Origin of the sequence: Pseudomonas monteilii, assembly GCA_001534745.1 — a bacterium.
GTDB classification, from domain to species: domain Bacteria; phylum Pseudomonadota; class Gammaproteobacteria; order Pseudomonadales; family Pseudomonadaceae; genus Aquipseudomonas; species Aquipseudomonas alabamensis.
Window position 1 is genome coordinate 4,498,697 of the sequence record CP013997.1, and the last position, 21,308, is coordinate 4,520,004.

Annotated in this window: 19 protein-coding genes and 1 pseudogene; 13 read left to right on the forward strand and 7 right to left on the reverse strand. The window is 63.2% G+C overall.

Annotated features, from left to right (window positions below; all coding sequences use genetic code 11):
• Nucleotides 1–31: 31 nt before the first annotated feature.
• Nucleotides 32–928, reverse strand: coding sequence for a LysR family transcriptional regulator (locus APT63_19280; GenBank protein AMA47606.1), 897 nt, complete (start codon nt 926–928; stop codon nt 32–34).
• A 104-nt stretch (nt 929–1,032) separates the two neighbouring features.
• Between APT63_19280 and APT63_19285 the strand changes: the two genes are divergently transcribed.
• The 10 genes and pseudogenes from APT63_19285 (at nt 1,033) to APT63_19330 (ending at nt 11,596) form a co-directional block, all read left to right on the forward strand.
• Nucleotides 1,033–1,884 (forward strand): isocitrate lyase, encoded by an 852-nt coding sequence (locus APT63_19285; protein ID AMA47607.1) that lies wholly within the window; start codon nt 1,033–1,035, stop codon nt 1,882–1,884.
• Nucleotides 1,885–1,971: 87 nt separating this feature from the next.
• Nucleotides 1,972–3,069 carry an ATPase gene (locus APT63_19290; protein AMA47608.1) on the forward strand — a complete coding sequence of 366 codons (1,098 nt, stop codon included), beginning with the start codon at nt 1,972–1,974 and terminating at the stop codon, nt 3,067–3,069.
• Between the two features lie 88 nt (nt 3,070–3,157).
• Nucleotides 3,158–3,910 carry a permease gene (locus APT63_19295; protein ID AMA47609.1) on the forward strand — a complete coding sequence of 251 codons (753 nt, stop codon included), beginning with the start codon at nt 3,158–3,160 and terminating at the stop codon, nt 3,908–3,910.
• A 68-nt stretch (nt 3,911–3,978) separates the two neighbouring features.
• Nucleotides 3,979–5,505, forward strand: a complete 1,527-nt coding sequence (locus APT63_19300) for a Pyoverdin chromophore biosynthetic protein pvcC (GenBank protein ID AMA47610.1) — start codon at nt 3,979–3,981, stop codon at nt 5,503–5,505.
• A 70-nt stretch (nt 5,506–5,575) separates the two neighbouring features.
• On the forward strand, nt 5,576–6,619 hold the full coding sequence (locus APT63_19305) for an aromatic-ring-hydroxylating dioxygenase (GenBank protein ID AMA47611.1): 1,044 nt from the start codon (nt 5,576–5,578) through the stop codon (nt 6,617–6,619).
• Between the two features lie 13 nt (nt 6,620–6,632).
• Nucleotides 6,633–7,925 (forward strand): annotated as a pseudogene (locus APT63_19310) (2,4-diaminobutyrate 4-aminotransferase).
• A gap of 74 nt (nt 7,926–7,999) precedes the next feature.
• Nucleotides 8,000–9,301: a hypothetical protein gene (locus APT63_19315; protein ID AMA47612.1), complete on the forward strand. Its 1,302-nt coding sequence runs from the start codon at nt 8,000–8,002 to the stop codon at nt 9,299–9,301.
• A gap of 7 nt (nt 9,302–9,308) precedes the next feature.
• Entirely contained in the window at nt 9,309–10,550 is a 1,242-nt protein-coding gene (locus APT63_19320; protein ID AMA47613.1) for a hypothetical protein, read from the forward strand.
• A 24-nt stretch (nt 10,551–10,574) separates the two neighbouring features.
• Entirely contained in the window at nt 10,575–11,204 is a 630-nt protein-coding gene (locus APT63_19325) for a hypothetical protein (GenBank protein ID AMA47614.1), read from the forward strand.
• A 2-nt stretch (nt 11,205–11,206) separates the two neighbouring features.
• The gene (locus APT63_19330) at nt 11,207–11,596 is read left to right on the forward strand and encodes a hypothetical protein (GenBank protein ID AMA47615.1); all 390 of its coding nucleotides are present in this window, start codon (nt 11,207–11,209) and stop codon (nt 11,594–11,596) included.
• Nucleotides 11,597–11,668: 72 nt separating this feature from the next.
• Here APT63_19330 and rho read toward each other — a convergent pair whose 3' ends face one another.
• Nucleotides 11,669–12,928 (reverse strand): transcription termination factor Rho, encoded by a 1,260-nt coding sequence (gene rho, locus APT63_19335; GenBank protein AMA47616.1) that lies wholly within the window; start codon nt 12,926–12,928, stop codon nt 11,669–11,671.
• A 240-nt stretch (nt 12,929–13,168) separates the two neighbouring features.
• Nucleotides 13,169–13,495, reverse strand: coding sequence for a thioredoxin (locus tag APT63_19340; GenBank protein AMA47617.1), 327 nt, complete (start codon nt 13,493–13,495; stop codon nt 13,169–13,171).
• Nucleotides 13,496–13,737: 242 nt separating this feature from the next.
• Between APT63_19340 and APT63_19345 the strand changes: the two genes are divergently transcribed.
• On the forward strand, nt 13,738–15,240 hold the full coding sequence (locus tag APT63_19345) for an exopolyphosphatase (protein AMA47618.1): 1,503 nt from the start codon (nt 13,738–13,740) through the stop codon (nt 15,238–15,240).
• Here APT63_19345 and APT63_19350 read toward each other — a convergent pair.
• The gene (locus APT63_19350) at nt 15,227–17,455 is read right to left on the reverse strand and encodes an RNA degradosome polyphosphate kinase (protein AMA47619.1); all 2,229 of its coding nucleotides are present in this window, start codon (nt 17,453–17,455) and stop codon (nt 15,227–15,229) included. The genes APT63_19345 and APT63_19350 overlap by 14 nt on opposite strands.
• 19 nt (nt 17,456–17,474) lie before the next feature.
• Nucleotides 17,475–18,485: a delta-aminolevulinic acid dehydratase gene (locus APT63_19355; protein AMA47620.1), complete on the reverse strand. Its 1,011-nt coding sequence runs from the start codon at nt 18,483–18,485 to the stop codon at nt 17,475–17,477.
• A 206-nt stretch (nt 18,486–18,691) separates the two neighbouring features.
• On the opposite strand from APT63_19355, the gene APT63_19360 reads away from it, so the two are divergent.
• Entirely contained in the window at nt 18,692–19,321 is a 630-nt protein-coding gene (locus APT63_19360; protein AMA47621.1) for a hypothetical protein, read from the forward strand.
• A 155-nt stretch (nt 19,322–19,476) separates the two neighbouring features.
• On the forward strand, nt 19,477–20,142 hold the full coding sequence (locus APT63_19365) for an isoprenoid biosynthesis protein (protein ID AMA47622.1): 666 nt from the start codon (nt 19,477–19,479) through the stop codon (nt 20,140–20,142).
• Between the two features lie 43 nt (nt 20,143–20,185).
• Here the strand turns inward: APT63_19365 and APT63_19370 are convergent, their stop codons facing one another.
• Together APT63_19370 and APT63_19375 are read right to left on the reverse strand one after the other, a co-directional pair.
• Nucleotides 20,186–20,647: a hypothetical protein gene (locus APT63_19370; GenBank protein AMA47623.1), complete on the reverse strand. Its 462-nt coding sequence runs from the start codon at nt 20,645–20,647 to the stop codon at nt 20,186–20,188.
• Between the two features lie 162 nt (nt 20,648–20,809).
• A complete protein-coding gene (locus APT63_19375) occupies nt 20,810–21,151 on the reverse strand; it encodes a tryptophan synthase subunit beta (GenBank protein ID AMA47624.1) in 342 nt (113 codons plus the stop codon).
• Between the last annotated feature and the right edge of the window lie 157 nt (nt 21,152–21,308).

Sequence of the window (21,308 nt, forward strand, 5' to 3'; positions counted from 1 at the left end):
CACACTACAAAAGAGGCGCCTAGCTTACCTGCTATCCCTCGCCTGTGCGCAACCCCTCGGCGCATGACAGCAGCCGCTGCACCACGGTGCGCCTCGGGTGCGCCTGGGTAGCGAGCCCCAGCACGGCCCGCGGGCGCTCCAGCGCCAGGGCGCGGAAGGCCAGCCCTGGCCGCTGCATGCGCTGCATGGACGCCGGGACGATCGCCACGCCCATGCCGGCGGAAACCAGGTTGACCGCCGACGATACCTGCGGGGCCTGCTGATGGATCAGGGGGTTGAACCCGTGGGCACGACATTCGGCCACGATATCGGCGCTCAACCCATGGCCTGACTGACGCGCATAGAGCACGAAGCGCTCGTGACGAAGATCCTCCAGACACAGACGATCACGTCGCGCCAGAGCATGGCCGCTGGGTAACACCACCATGAGTGGTTCTTCGCTGAGGATGTGGAAGGCCAAGTCATCCGTGTCGGCAAAAGGAGGCCGGACGATGGCGGCATCCAGCTCCCCTTGGCTCAATCGCCGGATTAGCGTTTCGCTGTCATCTTCGAGCAGCGTGAGGCCGACGTCGGGACAGGCCTGCTGGTAACGGCTGATCAGCTGGGTGACCGTTTCGTTGAACGACGCCGACTCGGTGAATCCCAGGACCAATGTGCCAAGCTCGCCATTGGCCGCCCTGACGGCCTCTTTTTTCGCCTGCTCGACGCGCGCCAGGATATCCAGCGCCGACGTGAGGAACACGGCGCCCGCATCACTGAGCACCACGCCGCGGCCCTGGCGCAAGAACAGCGGCGTACCGACTTCCTGCTCGAGGGCACGTATCTGCTGCCCCAGCGGAGGCTGGGCGATGTGCAGGGCCTGCGCGGCCTTGGTGAAGCTCTGGGCCTGGGCCGTGGCGACGAAATAACGCAGATGACGAAGCTCCATGGAACCTTTTACATCCTAATCAGGTACTTTTTAAATATTAGACATCCTCGACAAGGCCCGCCAAGCTTTTCCCTCCTTCCCGAGAGCAAGAGGCAGAGGACGCCATGACCGTCACCGCACAGCTGCGTAAACACCTCGCCAGCGGCACCAGCCTGGTCGCCCCAGGCGCCTACGATGGGCTGTCCTCGCGCCTGGTCGAACTGGCTGGGTTCCAGGCCGTCTACGCCAGCGGCGGCGCCATTGCGCGCTCCACGGCATTGCCGGACATCGGCCTGCTGAGCTTCAGCGAAGTGCTCGAGCGCATCGAGAAAATCGTCGACGCCACCACGCTTCCCGTGATCGCGGATGCCGACACCGGCTTTGGCGGCGGTCCCAACGTCGAGCGAACCGTGCGCGCGTTCGAACGTATCGGTGTGGCGGCCCTGCACCTGGAAGACCAAGTCTTTCCCAAACGCTGCGGGCACCTGAACGACAAGACACTGATCGCCCCGTCGGAGATGTGCACCAAGATCCGCATCGCGCGCCATGCCCTGCAGGATCCGGACTTCGTACTGATCGCCCGCACCGATGCGATCGCCGTCGAAGGTTTCGAGGCCGCCCTGGACCGTGCCGAGGCCTACATCGAAGCGGGTGCCGACATGATCTTCGTGGAGGCACCGGAGACCCTGGCGCAGATCGAGGCGATCGCGCACCGTCTGCCCGGCCCGAAACTGATGAACATGTTCCACGGCGGCAAGACGCCCATGGTGCCGGTCGAGACCTTGGCAGCCTTGGGCTATCAGCTGGTGATCATCCCGTCGGACCTGCAACGCGCCGCGATCCACGCCATGCAGCAGACCTTGGCCGAGATCATGCGCAGCGGTGACAGCGCCGCGATGGCCGACCAGCTCACCAGCTTCACGGAGCGCGAAGCGATCGTGCGCACCCAGCGCTACCTGGCCTTGGAAAAAGGCTGAAACGGCGCATCCAATTTAGGATCCAATGTCTATCGTTGCGCAGTGACTATGGCTACTATCCGGCATCGGTCCTTGGTAGGGTTTGAGATGAAACACGGTAATGCAGGAAACGAGGTGGTTGCCGCCATCGAGCAGGCTGCCCATGCCAAGGGCTATACGCTCGATGCCTACCAGGTGGCCGCTGCACGGCGCTTGGGCGACTTGACCCAGACGCTGCTCAACCCTTCGTTGTTGATGCGACTCGGGCATCTGATGCCCCGTGGCCTCTACCTGTGGGGGCCGGTAGGACGCGGCAAGAGCTTCGTGCTGGATACGTTCTTCGCAGCCGTGCCCCTGCCCCAGAAACGTCGCATTCATTTCCATGCCTTCTTTCGTGAGTTCCACCAGCGCATGTTCGAGCATGCGGCCACGCCAAACGCGATCGAAACGGCACTGGACAGTCTGCTCGGCGATTGCCGCCTGCTGTGCTTCGATGAGTTCCACCTGCATGACATTGGCGATGCCATGCTGGTCAGTCGCCTGTTCAAGGCCTTGCTCAATCGCCGCTGCGTGATGGTCGTGACCTCCAACTACCCACCTCAAGGCTTGCTGCCGAACCCGCTGTACCACGAGCGCTTCCTGCCGACCATCGAACTGATCGAACAGCACATGGACGTCCAGTCCGTGGCGGGCGACCTGGATTATCGCGCCTCCAGTGACGCCTCGGCAGATGCCTTCAACCAGGGTGCCTTCGTGTCTCCCGGAACCGCCCAACAACGACAACACCTTGGCGTACCGGTCGGGTTGCCGGAGACGGGGCCGCTGACGGTCAATCACCGCGTGCTCGAGGGTCTGGTGCTGGATGACGACATGGTGTACTTCCGGTTCGCGGACCTGTGCGAAGCCGATTCAGCCACCATCGACTATCTGGCCCTGGCCGATCGGTACACGCGCTGGGTGATCGATGCCGTACCCAGGTTGTCGACGGCCAGTGCAGCCGGGCAGCAACGCTTCCTCAACGTCATCGACGTGCTGTACGACAAACGCGCCACGCTGTTTCTGATCAGCGAACTGCCGTTCGACCAGATGATGGATGCCTGCGAGGCCGGCGACCTGGCTCGCACGCGCAGCCGTGTGAGCCAGTTGCGCGATACGCATCAGGCTCCATCGGAAGCGACGAACAGACCCGCAACGGTGTGCGACTAAAGAAGGGATCCAATCGGTGTTGCGCCGTATTGGGTGCTGATTTAGGATCCAAAACGAATTACCCACATAACAAGAAAGGACTCGTGTGATGATCGACGGGCTGACCATTGGATGGGCTCCCTACGCCCTGATTTTTGCCACCCTGCTATGTGCCTACGTGATTTTCGGCATTGCCGGGTTCGGGACTGCCCTGGTGGCGAGCCCCGTGCTGGCCCTGTTCCTGCCGGTTGCCAAGATCGTTCCGCTTCTGGCGCTGATGGACCTGTTCGCGGCCCTGGTCAACGTGAGCCGTGACGGTCGTAATGCCGACTGGCGCGAACTGCGCCGCCTGGTCCCCATGATGATCCTCGGCAGCCTGATCGGCGCGGCCATCCTGTTGGCCACACGCCCTGAGTACCTGCTGCCGGCCCTGGGTGTCTTCGTGGTCTGTTATGCCCTGTATTCGCTGAGCGGGCTCAAGCCCCAGCGCCACTTCAGTGCAGCGGCGGCCTACCCGTTCGGCTCGATTGGCGGCGTCTTCAGCGCCTTGTTCGGTAGCGGCGGGTTCATCTACGCGATCTACCTCAGCGGCCGGATCCCGACCAAGGATGCCATGCGCATCACCCAGACCACGCTCATCGGGCTGAGTACGCTGACCCGCGTGGTGCTGTTCGCGCTGGCCGGGGTGTACCTCGACACCAGCCTGCTGTGGCTGGCGCTCTTTCTCGCCCCTGGCATGTTGATCGGCGTCACCGTCGGGCGCCGCATCACGCTGAACATGTCGCGTGAACAATTCCTCAAGGTGATCAACATCGTGGTGCTCGTTTCCGGCATCACCTTGATCGCGCGTTATTACGTTTGACCTGCCGGCCTCTTCAGGAGGCCGCATCGGACCACGGCTTTCCCCACAACAACAACAAGGAAGTTCTGATGGACGCTGGTGCGCACAACGAAATGATGACAGGGGCCCAATTCCTGGACAGCCTCGACGATGGACGCGACGTGCATATCTATGGCGAGCGGGTGAAGAACGTCTGCGAGCACCCGGCTTTCCGCAATAGCGCCTACTCGCTGTCGCGGCTGTACGACGCGTTGCATGATCCGGCCACGCAGACGCTGATGACGGACATCGACCCGGACGGCTATCGAACGCATCGCTACTTCATGCCGGCACGCTCGTCCGCCGATCTGCTCAAGGCACGGGACGCCATCGCCCATTGGTCGCGTCTGTCCTATGGGTTCATGGGCCGTACGCCGGATTACAAGGCCGGCTTCACCGCGACCCTGCGCTCCGACCCACACCTCTATGCGCCGTTCCACGACAACGCCTTGGCCTGGTACCAGAAAAGCGCCCGCCAGGTGATGTTCCTCAACCACGTGTTGGTCAACCCACCCATAGGGCGGGCACGCAGCGTAGCGGAGATGCGCGACATCTACCTGCATGTGGAAAAGGAAACGGACGCTGGCATCATCGTGCGCGGTGTGAAGATGGTGGCCACCAGCGCCGCCTTGTCCAATGCCACCTTCGTCGCGCAAAACAGCGCGACCCAGTACCGGGCCGGTACCGAAGAAGACTTTGCCCTGTGCTTCATCCTGCCGATGAACGCGCCCAACCTGAAGATCATGTGCCGCCGCTCCTATGAAGCTGCAGCCCTGAGCCCGTTCGACAATCCGTTGTCCAGCCGCTTCGACGAAAACGATTCGGTGCTGATCTTCGATGGCGTGCTTGTGCCCTGGGAAAACGTCTTGATCTACCGGGACGTCGAGCGGGCGCGCAGCTTCTACGCCGCGTCGGGCTTCCTGAACCGTTACCCGTTGCAGTCCGGCACCCGCCTGGCCGTCAAGATGGACTTCATCTGCGGCCTGCTGGCCAAGGTGCTGGCATCCAACGGTTCGTCGGAATTCCGTGGCGTGCGTACGCGGCTGGCGGACATCGTGGCCCTGCGCAACATGCTGTGGACGTTGACCGAAAACCTGTGCCAGTCGCCCGAAGTCCGTCAGGATGGCTCGGTCGTGCCACGCCTCGAAGCCGCCGCCACCGTGCGCTACTTCGGCACCCAGATGATGAGCCAGCTCAAGCCGGTCTTCAACACTATCCTTGGTGGCTCGCCGATCATGCAGGTATCCAGCTGGCTGGACATGGCCGACCCCCAGACCCGGCCGTTGATCGATGACTATTACCAAGGCACGGGCCAGACTGCCTCCGAGCGCATGAAGCTGATCAAGCTGCTGTGGGACGCGCTGGGCAGCGAGTTCGCCGGTCGCCATGAGCTCTACGAGAACAACTACGCCGGCAACAACGAGCAGGTTCGCCTGGACATGCTGCGTCATTGCGAAACCGCCGGTGTGATGGATCAGTGCACCTCTCTGGTCGACCAGTGCCTGGGTGACTACGACGAAACCGGCTGGGCAGCGCCTGGCTGGCGGTTCGAGCCGCGACACCCCGAAATCCGCTGACCGCTGACCTTTGAAAAACGATGCCCTCGGGCATCGACGGCCTTTCTTTGCCTGAAAACAGGAGATACCGATGTTCTACACCGGTGAATGGAATCGTGACGAAGTCGACTACAAGGCGCTGGCAGGACAATGGCATGTGTTGTGCCGCAGTGAAGACGTCGGCGTGCAGCAGCCGCTGGCCGCCAAACTGCTGGGCGAAGACCTGGTGCTGTGGCGAGACGAAGCAGGCCAGGTCCATGCCTGGAAAGACTACTGCGGCCACCGTGGCGCGCGCCTGTCCCTGGGCTGCGTCAAGCAGGGTGAAATCGAGTGCCCCTACCACGGCTGGCGCTACAACGCCCAAGGGCAGTGCACACGGGTACCTGCCCACCCGGAACGCAGCGGACCGGCCTCGCACCGCCTGGTGTACCGGCACCATGCGCAAGAGCGCTACGGCTATGTCTGGGTCAGCCTGGAAACGCCTCAGCGGCCCCTGCCCGAGCTGCCGCAATGGGAAGACGACAGTTACCGGAAGGTCTACGCCGGTCCGTACCACTACAAGGCCAACGCGTTGCGGTCGCTGGAAAACTTCATCGACGCTTCGCATTTCCCCTTCGTCCATGCTCACCTCAACGGTCTGCCGGACGCACCGGAACCGTTGAAAAAGTACAGCGTTCACGAAGACGAACGGGGCTTGCACTCGTCGGAGATCACGGTGTTCCAGCCGTTCGGCGATCACCGTGGCATACCCGTCAACGCGCGCTATACCTACTCGGTGCTCAATCCCACCACCGCGTACTTCATGAAGAAAACCGGCGAAACCGAGCGTTTCTGCACGTTCTTCAATGCCACGCCGGTGGATGAAGCCGAGTGCATCATCTGGCTGATCGTGGCCATCAACTTCGGTCCGGAGCTGACCCTCGAGCAGATCCTCGCCCGTCAGAACACCGTGTTCGAGCAGGATCGGCGCATTGTCGAATCGCAACGCCCTGCCCGCCTGCCCTTGGATCCACGCGCGGAAATGCACGTGGTCAGCGACCGCATGGGCCTCGAATACCGCCGCTGGATCCATGCCCTGGGCCAGCGTGCGGTCAGCCAGAAGCAGGACTCCACCATCGCCACGGTTTCCCTTTGACAAGGACTGCCCCATGAACCCGAATGCTTTGCACATGCTGGCCGCACGAGAATCCAACGCCCGCACCTATGCCAGAAACATTCCCAGGCTTTTGAGCCAAGGCCAGGGCGCCGAGGTCATCGACAGCGAGGGTCGCCATTACCTGGACTGCCTGGCCTGCGCGGGCGCGCTACCCTTGGGCCATAACCATCCGTTCGTCCGCGATCGGGTGATCGCCTTTCTTCAATCGGGACAACTGCAGCAGGCGCTGGACATCGCCACTCCCGCGAAAGTCGACTTCGTCGAGGAGCTGTACCGGGCGCTTCCCGCCGAATTTGCCGCCAACGCTCGCTTCCAGCTCTGCGGTCCTACGGGCGCGGATGCCGCCGAAGCAGCACTCAAGCTGTTCAAGACCGCCACCGGGCGGCGTCCGGTCATCGTCTTCCAAGGCGCCTACCATGGCATGACCCACGGCACGCTGGGCATGATGGGCAATCTGGCGCCCAAGCATGCCATCAGCGGGTTGCCCGGCGAGGTGCATTTTGCGCCGTATCCCTATGCCTTCCGCAGCCCCTTTGGCGCAGGTGTGCATGCCGCAGACACCGATGCGCTGAGCCTGGCGTGCCTGGACAACCTGCTCAGCGACCCTGAAAGCGGCGTTGGCAAGCCCGCCATGGTGCTGCTCGAAGCCATCCAGGGCGAAGGAGGCTGCATTCCCGCCAGCGCCCATTGGCTGCGTCAGGTACGAGAGATCACCACGCGGCATCACGTTCCGCTGGTGATCGACGAGATTCAGAGCGGCATTGGTCGCAGTGGCGACATGTTCGCCTTCGAGCACGCCGGCATCACCCCCGACGCCATCCTGCTCTCCAAAGCCATCGGTGGAGGTTACCCCCTGTCCGTGCTGGTCTACCTGGACCAGTACGACCTGTGGAAACCCGGTGCGCACGCCGGCACGTTCCGGGGTAACCAGATCGCGCTGGTCAGCGGTGCCGCCACCCTGGAATACATTCGCCAGGAGGGCCTGCTCGATCATGTACGTCAGGTGGGCGCTCAACTGCGGGACGGCCTGCTACGACTCCAGCAGGAACATACCTGCATCGGCGACGTTCGAGGCCGGGGCCTGATGTTGGGCATGGAGCTGGTCGACCCAGAGGGCGCACTGGATACCCAGGGTCATCGTCTGGCTGCGGGTGAATTGGCCACACGCGTGAAGCGGGCCTGTCTGGACGAAGGTCTGCTCATCGAAACGGGCGGGCGGCACGGCGCGGTGCTACGTTTCCTGCCACCGCTGGTGATCACGTCCACGCAAGTGGAGCAGATCCTGCAGCGTCTTGGCCGCGCACTGCAACGCACGCTGGCTCAATCGCCCCAGGTGGCGAACGCACTGGAGGCGCAAGCATGAACCGTCTCTCGCCTGTCGTCGACATCCTGGGCATCGGCTTCGGCCCGGCCAACCTGGCCTTGGCCATCGCGCTCGAAGAGCTGGCACCTCACTTGGACGTGGCCTTTCTCGAGCGGCGTCTGGGGCCGCTCTGGCAGCCCAACATGCTGCTGCCCGGCTCGGACATCCAGAACCATCCGCTGCGCGACCTGGTGACGCCACGCAATCCACGCAGCCGCTATGGCTTCACCAACTTCCTCTTCGAGCAAGGCCGTCTCTACGAGCATTTGAACCTGCCGCTGCATTATCCCTTGCGCGAAGAGTACGCCCAGTACGTCACCTGGGCTGCCGGCTTCTTCGCCGACCGCGTGCAGTATGGCTGCGAAGCACAGGCCGTGGCGCTGGTCGAGGCGCCTGAAGGCGAGCGTCACTACCAGGTGACCTGTACCGACGGCCGTGTCGTGTGCGCACGGGCGCTGGTCCTGGCGCCCGGCCGCACCCCTCACATCCCGGCACCCTTCGCGGGGATCAGCGACGCCCGTGTTCGCCACCTGAACGACTACCTGCCAGCGCTGGCCGAAAGCATCGCTGCGACGGGCGGCCAATCTCGGGTGGCGGTGATCGGTGGCAGCCAGAGCGCCGTGGAAATCCTGCTCCATGCCAGCGAACAGTCGGGCGTCCGGGACGTGGTGGGCTTCACACGCAATTTCGGTTACCGGCAAAAAGACACCAGCCCGTTTTCCGATGAGGTCTACTTTCCTGCCTTCGTCGATACGTTCTACAGCGCCACCCCCGACCAGAAAGCACGGCTGCGCCGGGAGCTGGTACACACCAACTATTCGGCGGCCGATATCGACGTGCTCAACCAATTGTACGTGCGTCGCTACGAGCAGTCCCTGCGTGGTGAAAGTCGGCTGCAGTTGCGCACGTGCGAGGAGATCCAGGCGTGTCGTCCGTCGCCCGGACAGGTGGAGATAGAAAGCCGGCACGCCCTCGAGGGCCGTCATCATCGCCAAGGGTTCGATCTGGTCATCCTGGCCACCGGTTTTCTCGACCTTGGCCAGGGCGAACGACAGGAGCCTGTGCCGCCGCTGCTGGCCACGTTGGTTGGCGAGTACGCACACGCAGGGCTGTCGGTTCAGCGCGACTACCGCATCGACTTGGGCAACGCGCTACCGATCTATCTGAATGGTCTGTGCGAATCCACTCATGGGATGGGCGATGCGGGTTCCTTCAGCTTGCTAGCACTGCGCGCCCAGTCCATCGTCGAGTCGCTGAGCGCTTGCCTGGCGGCTCCAGAGCGCGTCGATCATGCATAGTCCAGGCTTGCGCGAATTGCTGACGGCGCCCTCGTGCTGGCAAGCCCGACTGACCTGCCGTCAGGTCCATGGCGCGCCCCTGCCCCTGCAAACCGATGTCGCCGTCATCGGTGCCGGTATCGGCGGCCTGGCCGCCGCGCAGCGGGCACTCGAAGCGGGGCTGTCCGTTACGGTACTGGAAGCGAACCAGGTAGGCAGCGGCGGCAGCGGTCGAAACTCGGGCTTTGTGGTTCCCGTGCCTGCTCGCCACACGCCAGACTCGCTTCGTCGATGCGTGGGCAGTGGTACCAGCGTCTTGATGGCAGCACTTCAAGAGGCTGTCCACGGTGTGTTCGAGCAGGCACCGGGCGCGGATCGGCGTGGCTGGTTGCAACCGTTCACGCCGACAGCATCCACCCAGGCACAGACACTGGCCGCCGGTTGGCGAGCCTTGGGCGTGGAGGTCACCGTACTCGAAGGTGAAGCCCTGGCGCATGCAATCGGCACCTCTCGCTATACGAAGGCGCTGCACTTCCCAGGTGGGGGAGCCATCAATCCCATGACCTTGCTGCAACAGATGGCCAATGCGATCCATCACCAGGGTGGCTCGATCATCGAGCAGTGTCCAGTCATCCGAGTTACCCCCAAGGGCCGTGGGGTCACCCTGGAAACGCCGGCAGGCTGCCTGAGTGCAGGTCGTGTCTTCATCGCCGGTAATGCCTACGGCACCGGAGCCAGCCGGGTGACCCGCCACGCCGTAGGCCCCCTTCCGCTCACTTTGGCCACCTTCGCGTTGCCTCGCCCTGCCGCATCCAGCCCGCTGCCTTTTTCCGACACTCACAAGGACATGTGGTTTGCGCGCTGGCTTGACGCCCGTACGGTCTTGACCGGATGTTTCGCCCTTCCGCTGCAGCGAGGGGCGAAAGCCTGTGGCGATCTGTTGCAGGCGCGCCTGGAAGGGTTGTACGGCCACCGCCCTGCGACACCGTGTCAACAGTGGGCCGGTTGGGTGGGCTTGACGCCCGACGGCCTGCCCAAGGTCCACGACAGCGAAGGACGCGTTCTCAGCTGGAGTGGCTGCAATGGCCGCGGTATCGCCCTTTCGCTGATGATGGGCCGAACCCTGATGGACCAGCTGTGCGGGCTGACCGGAATACGCCTTCCCCTGACTGCACCGGGCTGGCAACCGAGCACGGTGCTGGCCTGGCTGGCACAGGCCGTCATCGCTCGAGACCGTTACCAACAACGCCGCGCCCTGCTGGCGCTTTGAGCCTCTTTTACACGAGACACCACCATGAGCGCCTGTCCCTTTCATTATTCGCAGTACCGCTCCACCTCACCCCAACTGATCGACCGCTTCATCGACGCCTTTCCCCTGGCGGTTCTCACCTCGCACGAAGAAGGCCGCTTCTTTTCAAGTCATGTGCCGCTGCTGCGCCAGGCGGACGGTTCGCTGTTCGGCCATGTGGACGGCCGCAATCCTCAGTTTCGCGGCCAGGAGGAGATCCGTTGCCAGATCATCTTCATGGGGCCGTCTGCCTACATTCCGCCTGAGGCGTATGTCTCCTCTCAGCTACCGACCTGGAATTACCTCGCCGTGCACATGCAGGCCATCGTCCGTGTCTCCGAGAGCCTCCACCAGAACCTCGAGATCCTGCAGCAGACGGCTCAGCGATTGGCGACCAGCGACCGGAGCTACCGCGTTGACCCGACCGACCCCAGGGTGTCGAGCAATCTGCCCCATATCCTCGGCCTGAACATTCAGCCGATCTCCGTGGAGGGTCGCTTCAAGCTATCCCAGGACAAGACCGCGTTCGATGCCTCGGCTGCGCTGGACCATCTGCTGTCTCGAAGCCTCGACGAGCACCACGACCTGCTGGCCGACCTGCTGACGCCTGCCCCCTTGCATCCTACTGAGGCCTGAGCATGCCCATCGTACGTATAGAAGACCCCGTGCACCGAACCCCTGAAACACGCCAGGCGATCATCGAGACGGTTTACCGTTGCCTGCGCCAGGTATTCAAGGTCAGCGACGAGGAGCTGCAAGCGCGTTATCACACCTACGCCGCCCCTGATTTTCGCAGTCCGGGGGACTGCGAGGCCTTTCTCCAGATCGAGATCACTGTTTTCAAAGGGCGAACGCTGGAGACCAAGCGGCGGCTGTACCAGGCCATCAGCCAGGCGCTGTCGGAGCAGCTTCACCTGCCGGCGCAGGCCATGCTGATCCTGCTCGACGAGCGTGAGGGCGAGAACTGGGGCATGCGCGGCGGCATACCTGCGTGTGAGATCGATTTCGGCTATGCCATCGACATCTAGCACCGAGACGTCCCAGCGGGAGCAGTAAACGAAAACGGCGCCCGAAGGCGCCGTTTCTGTTCGAAGCGTCTGTTACTTGCGCTTCATCGACAAGAAGAACTCGTCGTTGGTCTTGGTCTGCTTGAGCTTGTCGACCAGGAACTCGACGGCGGCGATCTCGTCCATCGGGTGCAGCAGCTTGCGCAGGATCCACATGCGCTGCAGCTCGTCGTCGGCGGTCAGCAGCTCTTCGCGACGGGTACCGGAGCGGTTGATGTTGATGGCCGGGAACACGCGTTTTTCAGCGATTCGGCGGTCCAGGGGCAGCTCCATGTTGCCGGTACCCTTGAACTCCTCGTAGATCACCTCGTCCATCTTCGAACCGGTCTCGACCAGCGCGGTGGCGATGATGGTCAGCGAGCCGCCTTCCTCGATGTTACGCGCGGCACCGAAGAAGCGCTTCGGCTTCTCCAGGGCATGGGCGTCCACACCACCGGTCAGCACCTTGCCCGAGCTTGGGATGACGGTGTTGTAGGCACGGGCCAGACGAGTGATGGAGTCGAGCAGGATGACCACGTCCTTCTTGTGCTCGACCAGGCGCTTGGCCTTCTCGATCACCATCTCGGCGACCTGCACGTGACGGGTCGGCGGCTCGTCGAAGGTCGAGGCGACCACTTCACCGCGAACGGTACGCTGCATCTCGGTGACTTCTTCCGGGCGCTCGTCGATCAGCAGGACGATCAGGTGGCACTCAGGGTTGTTACGCGTGATGTTGGCAGCGATGTTCTGCAGCATGATGGTCTTGCCCGCCTTCGGCGGCGCGACGATCAGGCCACGCTGGCCCTTGCCGATCGGTGCGCACAGGTCGATCACACGACCGGTGAGGTCTTCGGTGGAACCGTTGCCGGCTTCCATCTTCAGGCGCTGGTTGGGGAACAGCGGCGTCAGGTTCTCGAAGAGAATCTTGTTCTTGGCGTTTTCCGGGCGGTCGAAGTTGATGGTGTCGACCTTCAGCAGCGCGAAGTAGCGCTCGCCCTCTTTCGGTGGGCGGATCTTGCCCACGATGGTGTCGCCGGTACGCAGGTTGAAGCGGCGGATCTGGCTGGGCGAGACATAGATGTCGTCCGGGCCGGCCAGGTACGACGCATCGGCGGAACGCAGGAAACCGAAACCATCCTGGAGAATCTCCAGCACGCCGTCACCCGAGATCTCTTCGCCGCTCTTCGCGTGTTTTTTCAGCAGGGAGAAAATCACGTCCTGCTTGCGCGAACGGGCCATGTTTTCGATGCCCATCTGTTCGGCCATTTCCAGCAGATCGGTAATCGGCTTTTGCTTGAGTTCAGTCAGGTTCATAAGGGGAGTGACGTAATCATGTAAGAAGGGAGGATTAAGCTTCTGGCTTAATGAAGCCGCGCCGCAAGAAGGCGACAGGATCGCGTACTGATTCGAATTGGGGGTGCATCGGCGACGGCGTGCAGAGGGCACTGGAGAAACAGTGCGAGGCCGAATGTATCACTTGCTTTTTTCGACGTCTAGTGATTTGCAAAAGAAAAGCCCCGGAAATCCGGGGCTTTTTCGTCGCTCGGGCCTGCCTTAGAGGTTGGCGTCGAGGAACGCGGCCAGCTGCGACTTGGACAGTGCACCCACCTTGGTGGCCTCGACGTTGCCGTTCTTGAACAGCATCAGGGTCGGGATGCCACGCACGCCGTGCTTGGCCGGGGTTTCCTGGTTTTCGTCGATGTTCAGCTTGGCGACGGTCAGCTTGCCTTCGTAAGTGGAGGCGATGTCGTCCAGCACAGGGGCGATCATCTTGCAGGGACCGCACCATTCGGCCCAGTAGTCGACCAGTACCGGACCTTCGGCCTTGAGCACTTCGGCCTCGAAGGTGGCATCGGTGACGTATTTGATCAGATCGCTCATGGATATCTCCATATCATAGGCAAGAAAACGTAACCCATCATAGCCGCACCGGCGCGCTACAGGAAGCTGCGGGCGATTGGCAGTCACTATAGCAGTGCTTGATTGCATCAATCGTGACGGCCCCATGACAGCCCTGCGCAGCCCGATTACCTGCTCTCCGTCAAGCTCACACGCAGCACGCGTTGGCGTGCGGCGTGGATCGTGGCACGATTGTCGGGTAATCGACCGAGAACCTCGAGATCATGCCGCATACCAAAGCGAAGAACCTGTCCCTGATCGCCGCCATCGACCTTGGCTCCAACAGCTTCCACATGGTTGTGGCCAAGGCCCACCTGACCGAGATCCGCATTCTCGAGCGACAGGGCGAGAAGGTTCAGCTGGCCGCCGGCATCGGCGAGGATCGCCTGCTCAGCGAGGAAGCCATGCAACGCGGCCTCGACTGCCTCAAGCGCTTCGCCCAACTGATCAATGGCCTGCCCGATGGCGCCGTCAGGATCGTCGGCACCAACGCCCTGCGCGAAGCCCGCAACCGGGCCGAGTTCATCCACCGGGCCGAGGCCATCCTGGGTCATCCCGTGGAGGTCATCTCCGGCCGCGAAGAAGCGCGCCTGATCTACCTGGGCGTTTCACACACCCTGGCCGACACCCCAGGCAAGCGCCTGGTCGCCGACATCGGCGGTGGCAGTACCGAGTTCATCATCGGCCAGCGGTTCGAACCCCTGCTGCGCGAAAGCCTGCAAATGGGCTGCGTGAGCTTCACGCAGCGTTATTTCCGCGACGGCAAGATCACCCCGGCGCGTTACGCACAAGCCTACACGGCCGCGCGCCTGGAGCTGATGAGCATCGAGCATGGCCTGCATCGGCTGGGCTGGGACGAAGCCATCGGTTCGTCCGGCACCATCCGCGCCATCGGCGCGGCCATCAAGGCCGGTGGACAAGGGTCTGGCGAAGTCAATGCGGCTGGCCTGGCCTGGCTCAAGCGCAAGCTGTTCAAGCTTGGCGAGACCGACAAGATCGACTTCGACGGGGTCAAGCCGGACCGCCGTGCGATCTTCCCGGCCGGGTTGGCGATCCTCGAAGCCATCTTCGATGCCCTGGAGCTGCAGCAGATGACCCACTGCGACGGCGCGCTGCGTGAAGGCGTGCTGTACGACCTGCTGGGCCGTCATCATCACGAAGACGTGCGCGAGCGCACCCTCAGCTCCCTGATGGAGCGGTACCACGCCGACCAGCAGCAAGCCGAACGCGTCGAGCGCAAGGCGTTGCATGCCTTCGATCAGGTGGCCGCCGCCTGGGGCCTCGAGGAAGGCAACTGGCGGGACCTGCTGGGCTGGGCGGCCAAGGTGCACGAGATCGGGCTGGACATCGCGCATTACCACTACCACAAGCACGGCGCCTACCTGATCGAACACTCTGACCTGGCGGGGTTCTCGCGCGAGGACCAGCAGATGCTGGCGCTGCTGGTGCGTGGCCATCGACGCAACATTCCCAAGGACCGTTTCGCGGAGTTCGGCGCAGAAGGCGAGACCTTGATCCGCCTGTGCGTGCTGCTGCGCTTCGCCATCCTCTTCCACCATATCCGCGGCACCCAGCAGATGCCCAAGGTCGAGTTGCATCCCGGGCACGACCGACTGGACGTGGTGTTCCCGGAAGGCTGGCTGGAACAGAACCAGCTGACCCAGGCCGACTTCGCCAACGAGGCGCAGTGGCTGGCTCGGGTCGGCTTCGTCCTCAGCGTACGCTGAGAACCGGGTTGCTCAGGCGCTCCAGCAGGGTCGCCTGGGCATTGCGTGGGTTCTGGTTGCCGGTCGGTGTGCTACGCACGTAGCGGCCATCGGACTGCAGGATCCAGGCGTGGGTGTTGTCGGTCAGGTAGCTGTCCAGCTCCTTCTTGACGCGCATGATCAGTTTCTTGCCCTCGACCGGGAAGCAGGTCTCTACACGCTTGTCGAGGTTGCGCTCCATCCAGTCGGCGCTGGACAGGAACATCTGCTCCTCGCCGCCATTGAGGAAATAGAACACCCGCGTGTGCTCCAGGAAGCGCCCGACGATCGAGCGCACCTGGATGTTGTGCGACACCCCCGGAATGCCCGGCCGCAGGCAGCACATGCCCCGCACCACCAGGTCGATGCGCACGCCGGCCTGGCTGGCCTTGTACAGGGCGCGGATGATCTTGGCATCGGTCAGCGAGTTGAACTTGGCGATGATGTGCGCAGGCTTGCCGTCCACCGCGAACTGCGTTTCGCGCGCGATCATGTCGAGCATGCCCTTCTTCAGGGTGAACGGCGCGTGCAGCAGCTTCTTCATGCGCAGGGTCTTGCCCATGCCGATCAACTGACTGAACATCTTGCCCACGTCTTCGCACAGCGCATCGTCGGAGGTCAGCAGGCTGTAGTCGGTGTACAGACGGGCGTTGCCAGCGTGGTAGTTGCCCGTGCCCAGGTGGGCGTAACGCACGATGTCGCCGGCCTCCCGTCGCAGGATCAGCATCATCTTGGCGTGGGTCTTGAAGCCGACCACGCCATAGATCACCACCGCGCCCGCTGCCTGCAGACGGCTGGCCATCTGCAGGTTGGACTCTTCGTCGAAGCGGGCGCGCAGCTCGATGACGGCGGTGACTTCCTTGCCATTACGTGCCGCGTCGACCAGTGCATCGACGATTTCCGAGTTGGCACCGCTGCGGTACAGGGTCTGGCGCACCGCCAGCACGTGGGGGTCCTTGGCAGCCTGGCGCAACAGGTCGACCACCGGCGTGAAGGACTCGAAGGGGTGCATCAACAGCACGTCCTGCTTGCCGATGACGCTGAAGATGTTGTCCGCGTTCTGCAGCAGCTTCGGAATGGCCGGCGTGAAGGGGGTGTACTGCAGCTCTGGGTGACTGTCCAGGCCCGTGATGCTGAACAGGCGCGTCAGGTTCACCGGGCCGTTGACCTGGTACAGCTCGCTCTCGCTCAGGTTGAACTGCTTGAGCAGGTAGTCGGACAAGTGCTTGGGGCAGGTGTCGGCGACTTCGAGCCGCACGGCATCGCCGTAGCGACGCGAGAACAGCTCGCCGCGCAAGGCACGCGCCAGGTCCTCGACGTCCTCGGAGTCCAGCGCCAGGTCGGCGTTGCGGGTCAGCCGGAACTGGTAGCAGCCCTTGACCTTCATGCCCTGGAACAGGTCGTCGGCGTGTGCATGGATCATCGACGACAGGAACACATGGTTGGCACCTGGCCCACCGACGTCTTCCGGTACACGGATCACCCGTGGCAGCAGCCGTGGTGCGGGGATGATGGCCAGACCCGAATCGCGCCCGAAGGCATCGACACCCTCGAGCTCGACGATGAAGTTCAGGCTCTTGTTGACCAGCAACGGGAAGGGGTGCGTCGGGTCGAGGCCGATCGGAGTGATGATCGGCGCGATCTCGTCGCGGAAATAGCGGCGCACCCAGGTCTTGAGCTTGGGTGTCCAGTAGCGTCGGCGAATGAAGCGGATCTGATGCTTGGCCAGCTCGGGCAGCAGCACATCGTTGAGGATGGCGTACTGTCGCTCGACTTCCAGGTGCACCAGTTCGCTGATCCGCGCCATGGCCTGATGGGGTTGCAGGCCATCGGCGCCGGCCTGTTCGCGGGCGAAGGCGATCTGCTTCTTCAGGCCGGCGACGCGGATCTCGAAGAACTCGTCCAGGTTGCTGGAAAAGATCAGCAGGAACTTCAAGCGCTCCAGCAGCGGATACGACTCGTCCAGCGCCTGTTCGAGCACGCGGATGTTGAACTGCAGCTGCGACAGCTCACGATGAATGTACAGACTGCTGTCGTCCAGCCCTGGAATGGCGATGGCCGGCACGGGTGCCGGAGCAGGCGCCACGGCGTCCGGGGCCGCCTCGAGGGCAGGCAGGTCTGGAGGCGTCTGCACCAGCTCGGTGGGCACCGCGTGGGCTTCCTGGGGGTCGAACGGTGTCGGCACTTCGTTATTCATCAGTCGTTCCTGAAGGGCCTTACTGCCCTTTCAACAGTTGAGCGGCACGCACGGCGAAGTAGGTGAGGATGCCATCGGCACCGGCCCGCTTGAAAGCCGTCAGGGATTCGAGAATGACCGCCTCGCTCAGCCAGCCATTCTGGATGGCGGCCATGTGCATGGCGTACTCACCGCTGACCTGGTAGGCGAACACCGGTACACGGAACTCGGTCTTGACCCGGTGGACGATGTCCAGGTACGGCATGCCCGGCTTGACCATGACCATGTCGGCGCCCTCGGCCAGGTCGGTCGCGACCTCGTGCAAGGCTTCGTCGCTGTTGGCCGGATCCATCTGGTAGGAGGCCTTGTTGGCCTTGCCCAGGTTGGCCGCCGAGCCGACCGCATCGCGGAAGGGACCATAGTAGGCGCTGGCGTACTTGGCCGAGTAGGCCATGATCCGCACGTTCACGTGGCCGGCCAGCTCCAGGGCCTCGCGAATGGCTTGCAGGCGGCCGTCCATCATGTCGGAGGGCGCGACCATCTGCGCGCCAGCATCGGCATGGGACAGGGCCTGGCGTACCAGCGCATCGACGGTGATGTCGTTCTGCACGTAGCCCTCGTCATCGAGGATGCCGTCCTGGCCGTGGGTGGTGAAGGGATCGAGGGCGACGTCGGTGATCACGCCCAGCTCAGGGAATCGAGCACGCAGGGCACGGGTGGCGCGCTGGGCGATACCGTCGGGGTTCCAGGCTTCGGCGCCGTCGAGGGTCTTTTTCTCCAGCGGGGTGACCGGGAACAGCGCCAGCGCGGGAATACCCAGCGCGACCCATTCTTCGGCCGCTTCGAGCAGCAGGTCGATCGACAGGCGCTCGACGCCCGGCATGGAGGCGATGTCTTCACGGCGGCCTTCACCATCCAGCACGAACACCGGCAGGATGAGGTCATCGACCGTCAGCACGTTCTCACGCATCAGGCGACGGGAAAAATCGTCCCGGCGATTGCGACGCAGGCGAGTGGCAGGGAACAGACGGTTGGCGGGGGTAAAGCTCACGGCAGACTCCTGAGCCCGCGCAGGCGGGCTAGCGCGACAGTTATAGGCGTCCATTATGACGCCTGCGTTACAGATCTGATCAACCTTGCGACCCATGGACGCAGTGATTGTCCCACGGAAGTCGTTCACGTCGAGACACATTTGGACACTTTCACGAATGCCTGCGAAGGGGTAGGCTGCGCGTTCATTTCGCCAGCACCTACGCCATGCTTCAACAATTCCTGCAGGATTTTGGCTACTTTGCCCTGTTCCTCGGCACGTTCTTCGAAGGTGAGACCATCTTGGTCCTCGCAGGCTTCCTTGCGTTCCGCGGATACATGGACATCAACCTGGTGGTGCTGACGGCGTTCTTCGGCAGCTATGCCGGCGACCAGCTGTGGTACTTCCTCGGACGTAGCCGTGGGCGTGCGTTGCTGGCGCGCAAACCTCGCTGGCAAGCGGCCGGGGACCGTGCGCTGGAGCACATCCGGCGGCATCCGGACATCTGGGTGCTGAGCTTCCGCTTCGTGTACGGCCTGCGCACCGTGATGCCCGTGGCGATCGGTCTTTCCGGCTATCCGCCACGCCGCTACCTGCTGCTCAACGGCATCGGTGCAGCGGTCTGGGCGCTTGCCCTGGGTGCGGCGGCCTACCATTTCGGCGCCATTCTCGAAGGCCTGCTGGGCAGCGTGAAGAAGTACGAGCTGTGGGTGCTGGGCGGGCTGCTGCTGATCGGTATCCTGCTGTGGATTCGCCGGCGTTTCCGTACCCTGCGCGCCGAGCGCAAGGCGGCGGCCGAGGCCAAGGCCGCGCAAGCGGTCACGCCCCAGGACGAGCCACCTGAGCAGCGCCCTTGAGCACGCCCGCCCGCTGACGTTCGTCTGATAACCGACCGCGGTTCTTTTCCAGGCCCTTTGGCACGAAGACATGCGTGGCACATACGGTGGCATGCCTTGAGCGTGCGTATCTGCCACACTGTCGTCATCGATGCCTCGACCTTGGAGAAACGAGCATGCAGAAGAAGATTGCGGTGATCTTGTCGGGTTGTGGCGTCTACGATGGCGCTGAAATCCACGAAAGCGTCATTACCCTGCTACGCCTCGATCAGCGTGGCGCACAGGTGCAGTGTTTTGCACCCGATATCGATCAGAAGCACGTCATCAACCACTTGACCGGCGAAGAGACCCCGGGCTCGCGCAACGTATTGGTGGAGTCGGCGCGCATCGCGCGTGGCCAGGTCAAGGACCTGCGCGAAGCCAGGGCCGATGAGTTCGACGGACTGATCGTGCCGGGTGGCTTCGGGGCCGCCAAGAACCTCTCCGATTTCGCTGACAAGGGCGCCGACTGCAGTGTGCAGCCCGAGGTACTGGCTTTCATCGAGGCTTTCGCCGAACAGGGCAAGCCCGTGGGCCTGATGTGCATTGCGCCGGCCTTCGCGGCGAAGATCTACGGTGAAGGCGTTGTGTGCACGATCGGCAACGATGCCGAGACCCTGGCAGCCCTGGTTGAGATGGGCGCCGCGCACGAAGAATGCGACGTGCACGACATCGTCGAGGACACCAAGCGCAAGCTGGTCACCACACCCGCCTACATGCGCACGCAGTCGATCAGCGAAGCGGCTGCAGGCATCTACAAGCTCGTGGACCGGGTGCTGGAGCTGACCCACGCCGACTGGTGAGGACGGCCGGCAGCCTGCTGAAGGCCTTGCAACATGGCTGACATCAGGCGCCTGCCTGACGCAGCAGCCGCGTCAGGATGCGATCCAGCGCATTGGCGAACGCCTGCTTCTCCCGTTCGCCGTAGGGCGCCTGCCCTCCTCCGACCTGGCCTTGCTCGCGCAACTCGGTGAAGAGGTTGCGCACGGCCAGGCGGTCGCCCATGTTCCGCTCATCGAATTCTCGGCCACGCGGATCCAGGGCGGCGACGCCCTTCTTGATCAACCGATCGGCCAGGGGTACGTCGCTGCAGATCGCCAGCTCGCCGGGCAAGGCGTTGTCGACCAGGTAATCGTCCGCAGCATCCATGCCGCTGGGCACGACGATCAGGCGCACGCAGGTCAGGGTGGGCTTGGCCAGGGCTTGGCCGGCGACCATCACCACCTCCAGCTTGCGCTTGAGGGCGAACTTGATCACCAGGTCCTTGGCAGCTTTCGGGCAGGCATCGGCGTCGATCCAGATACGCATCGTGGGTAGGCAGTCCTGAGTAGGGTCGGTGGGGAAGTATGGCCTAGCGGCGGGAGAGGCTTCAAACGGTAGGCGAACGTGTGACATGGCGGGGTTCATGGACCCTGCGGTCCACTCTCCGTCACGTCGATGCCCGGGCGGACGCCCAGGCGTGGCGTCGATTCAGATCAATCCTTCTTCCTCGTCTTCCTTGATCAAGGTGGTCAGGCTCCCCAGCGCCTTGCGCGCATGCGAGCGGCTGAGCAGCTTGGCCTGTGCACCCGGCGGCAGATCGGTGATGCTGAAGACCCCTTTTGCCGTCAGCACTTCGATCAGGTCCTCGAGCACCCGGATCATGTCGAGGTCGCTCTGTTTCAACTGCTTCAGGCTGTTTTCCACCACATCGTCGGCGAACCAGTCCTGAATCTCGGCATGGTCCGGCGGCAGTGTCTCGGTGGATTCGGCATAGGGCGCAGCTTCCACACGCAGCAGCCGACCTCCGGCGTCGCGTTGCACGTAGAACATGGCGTGTTCCCTCATCACGATGATGCTTGTTGGTAGATCGCAGCATAGGCAAAGTTCACCCACTTCGCCGGCCAGAAGCGCGAGTATGCGCTGTGGACGGCGAGAGGCAAACCCTCCACGTCGCGATGGCCGGTCAAGGCCACCACGAACGCGTGGA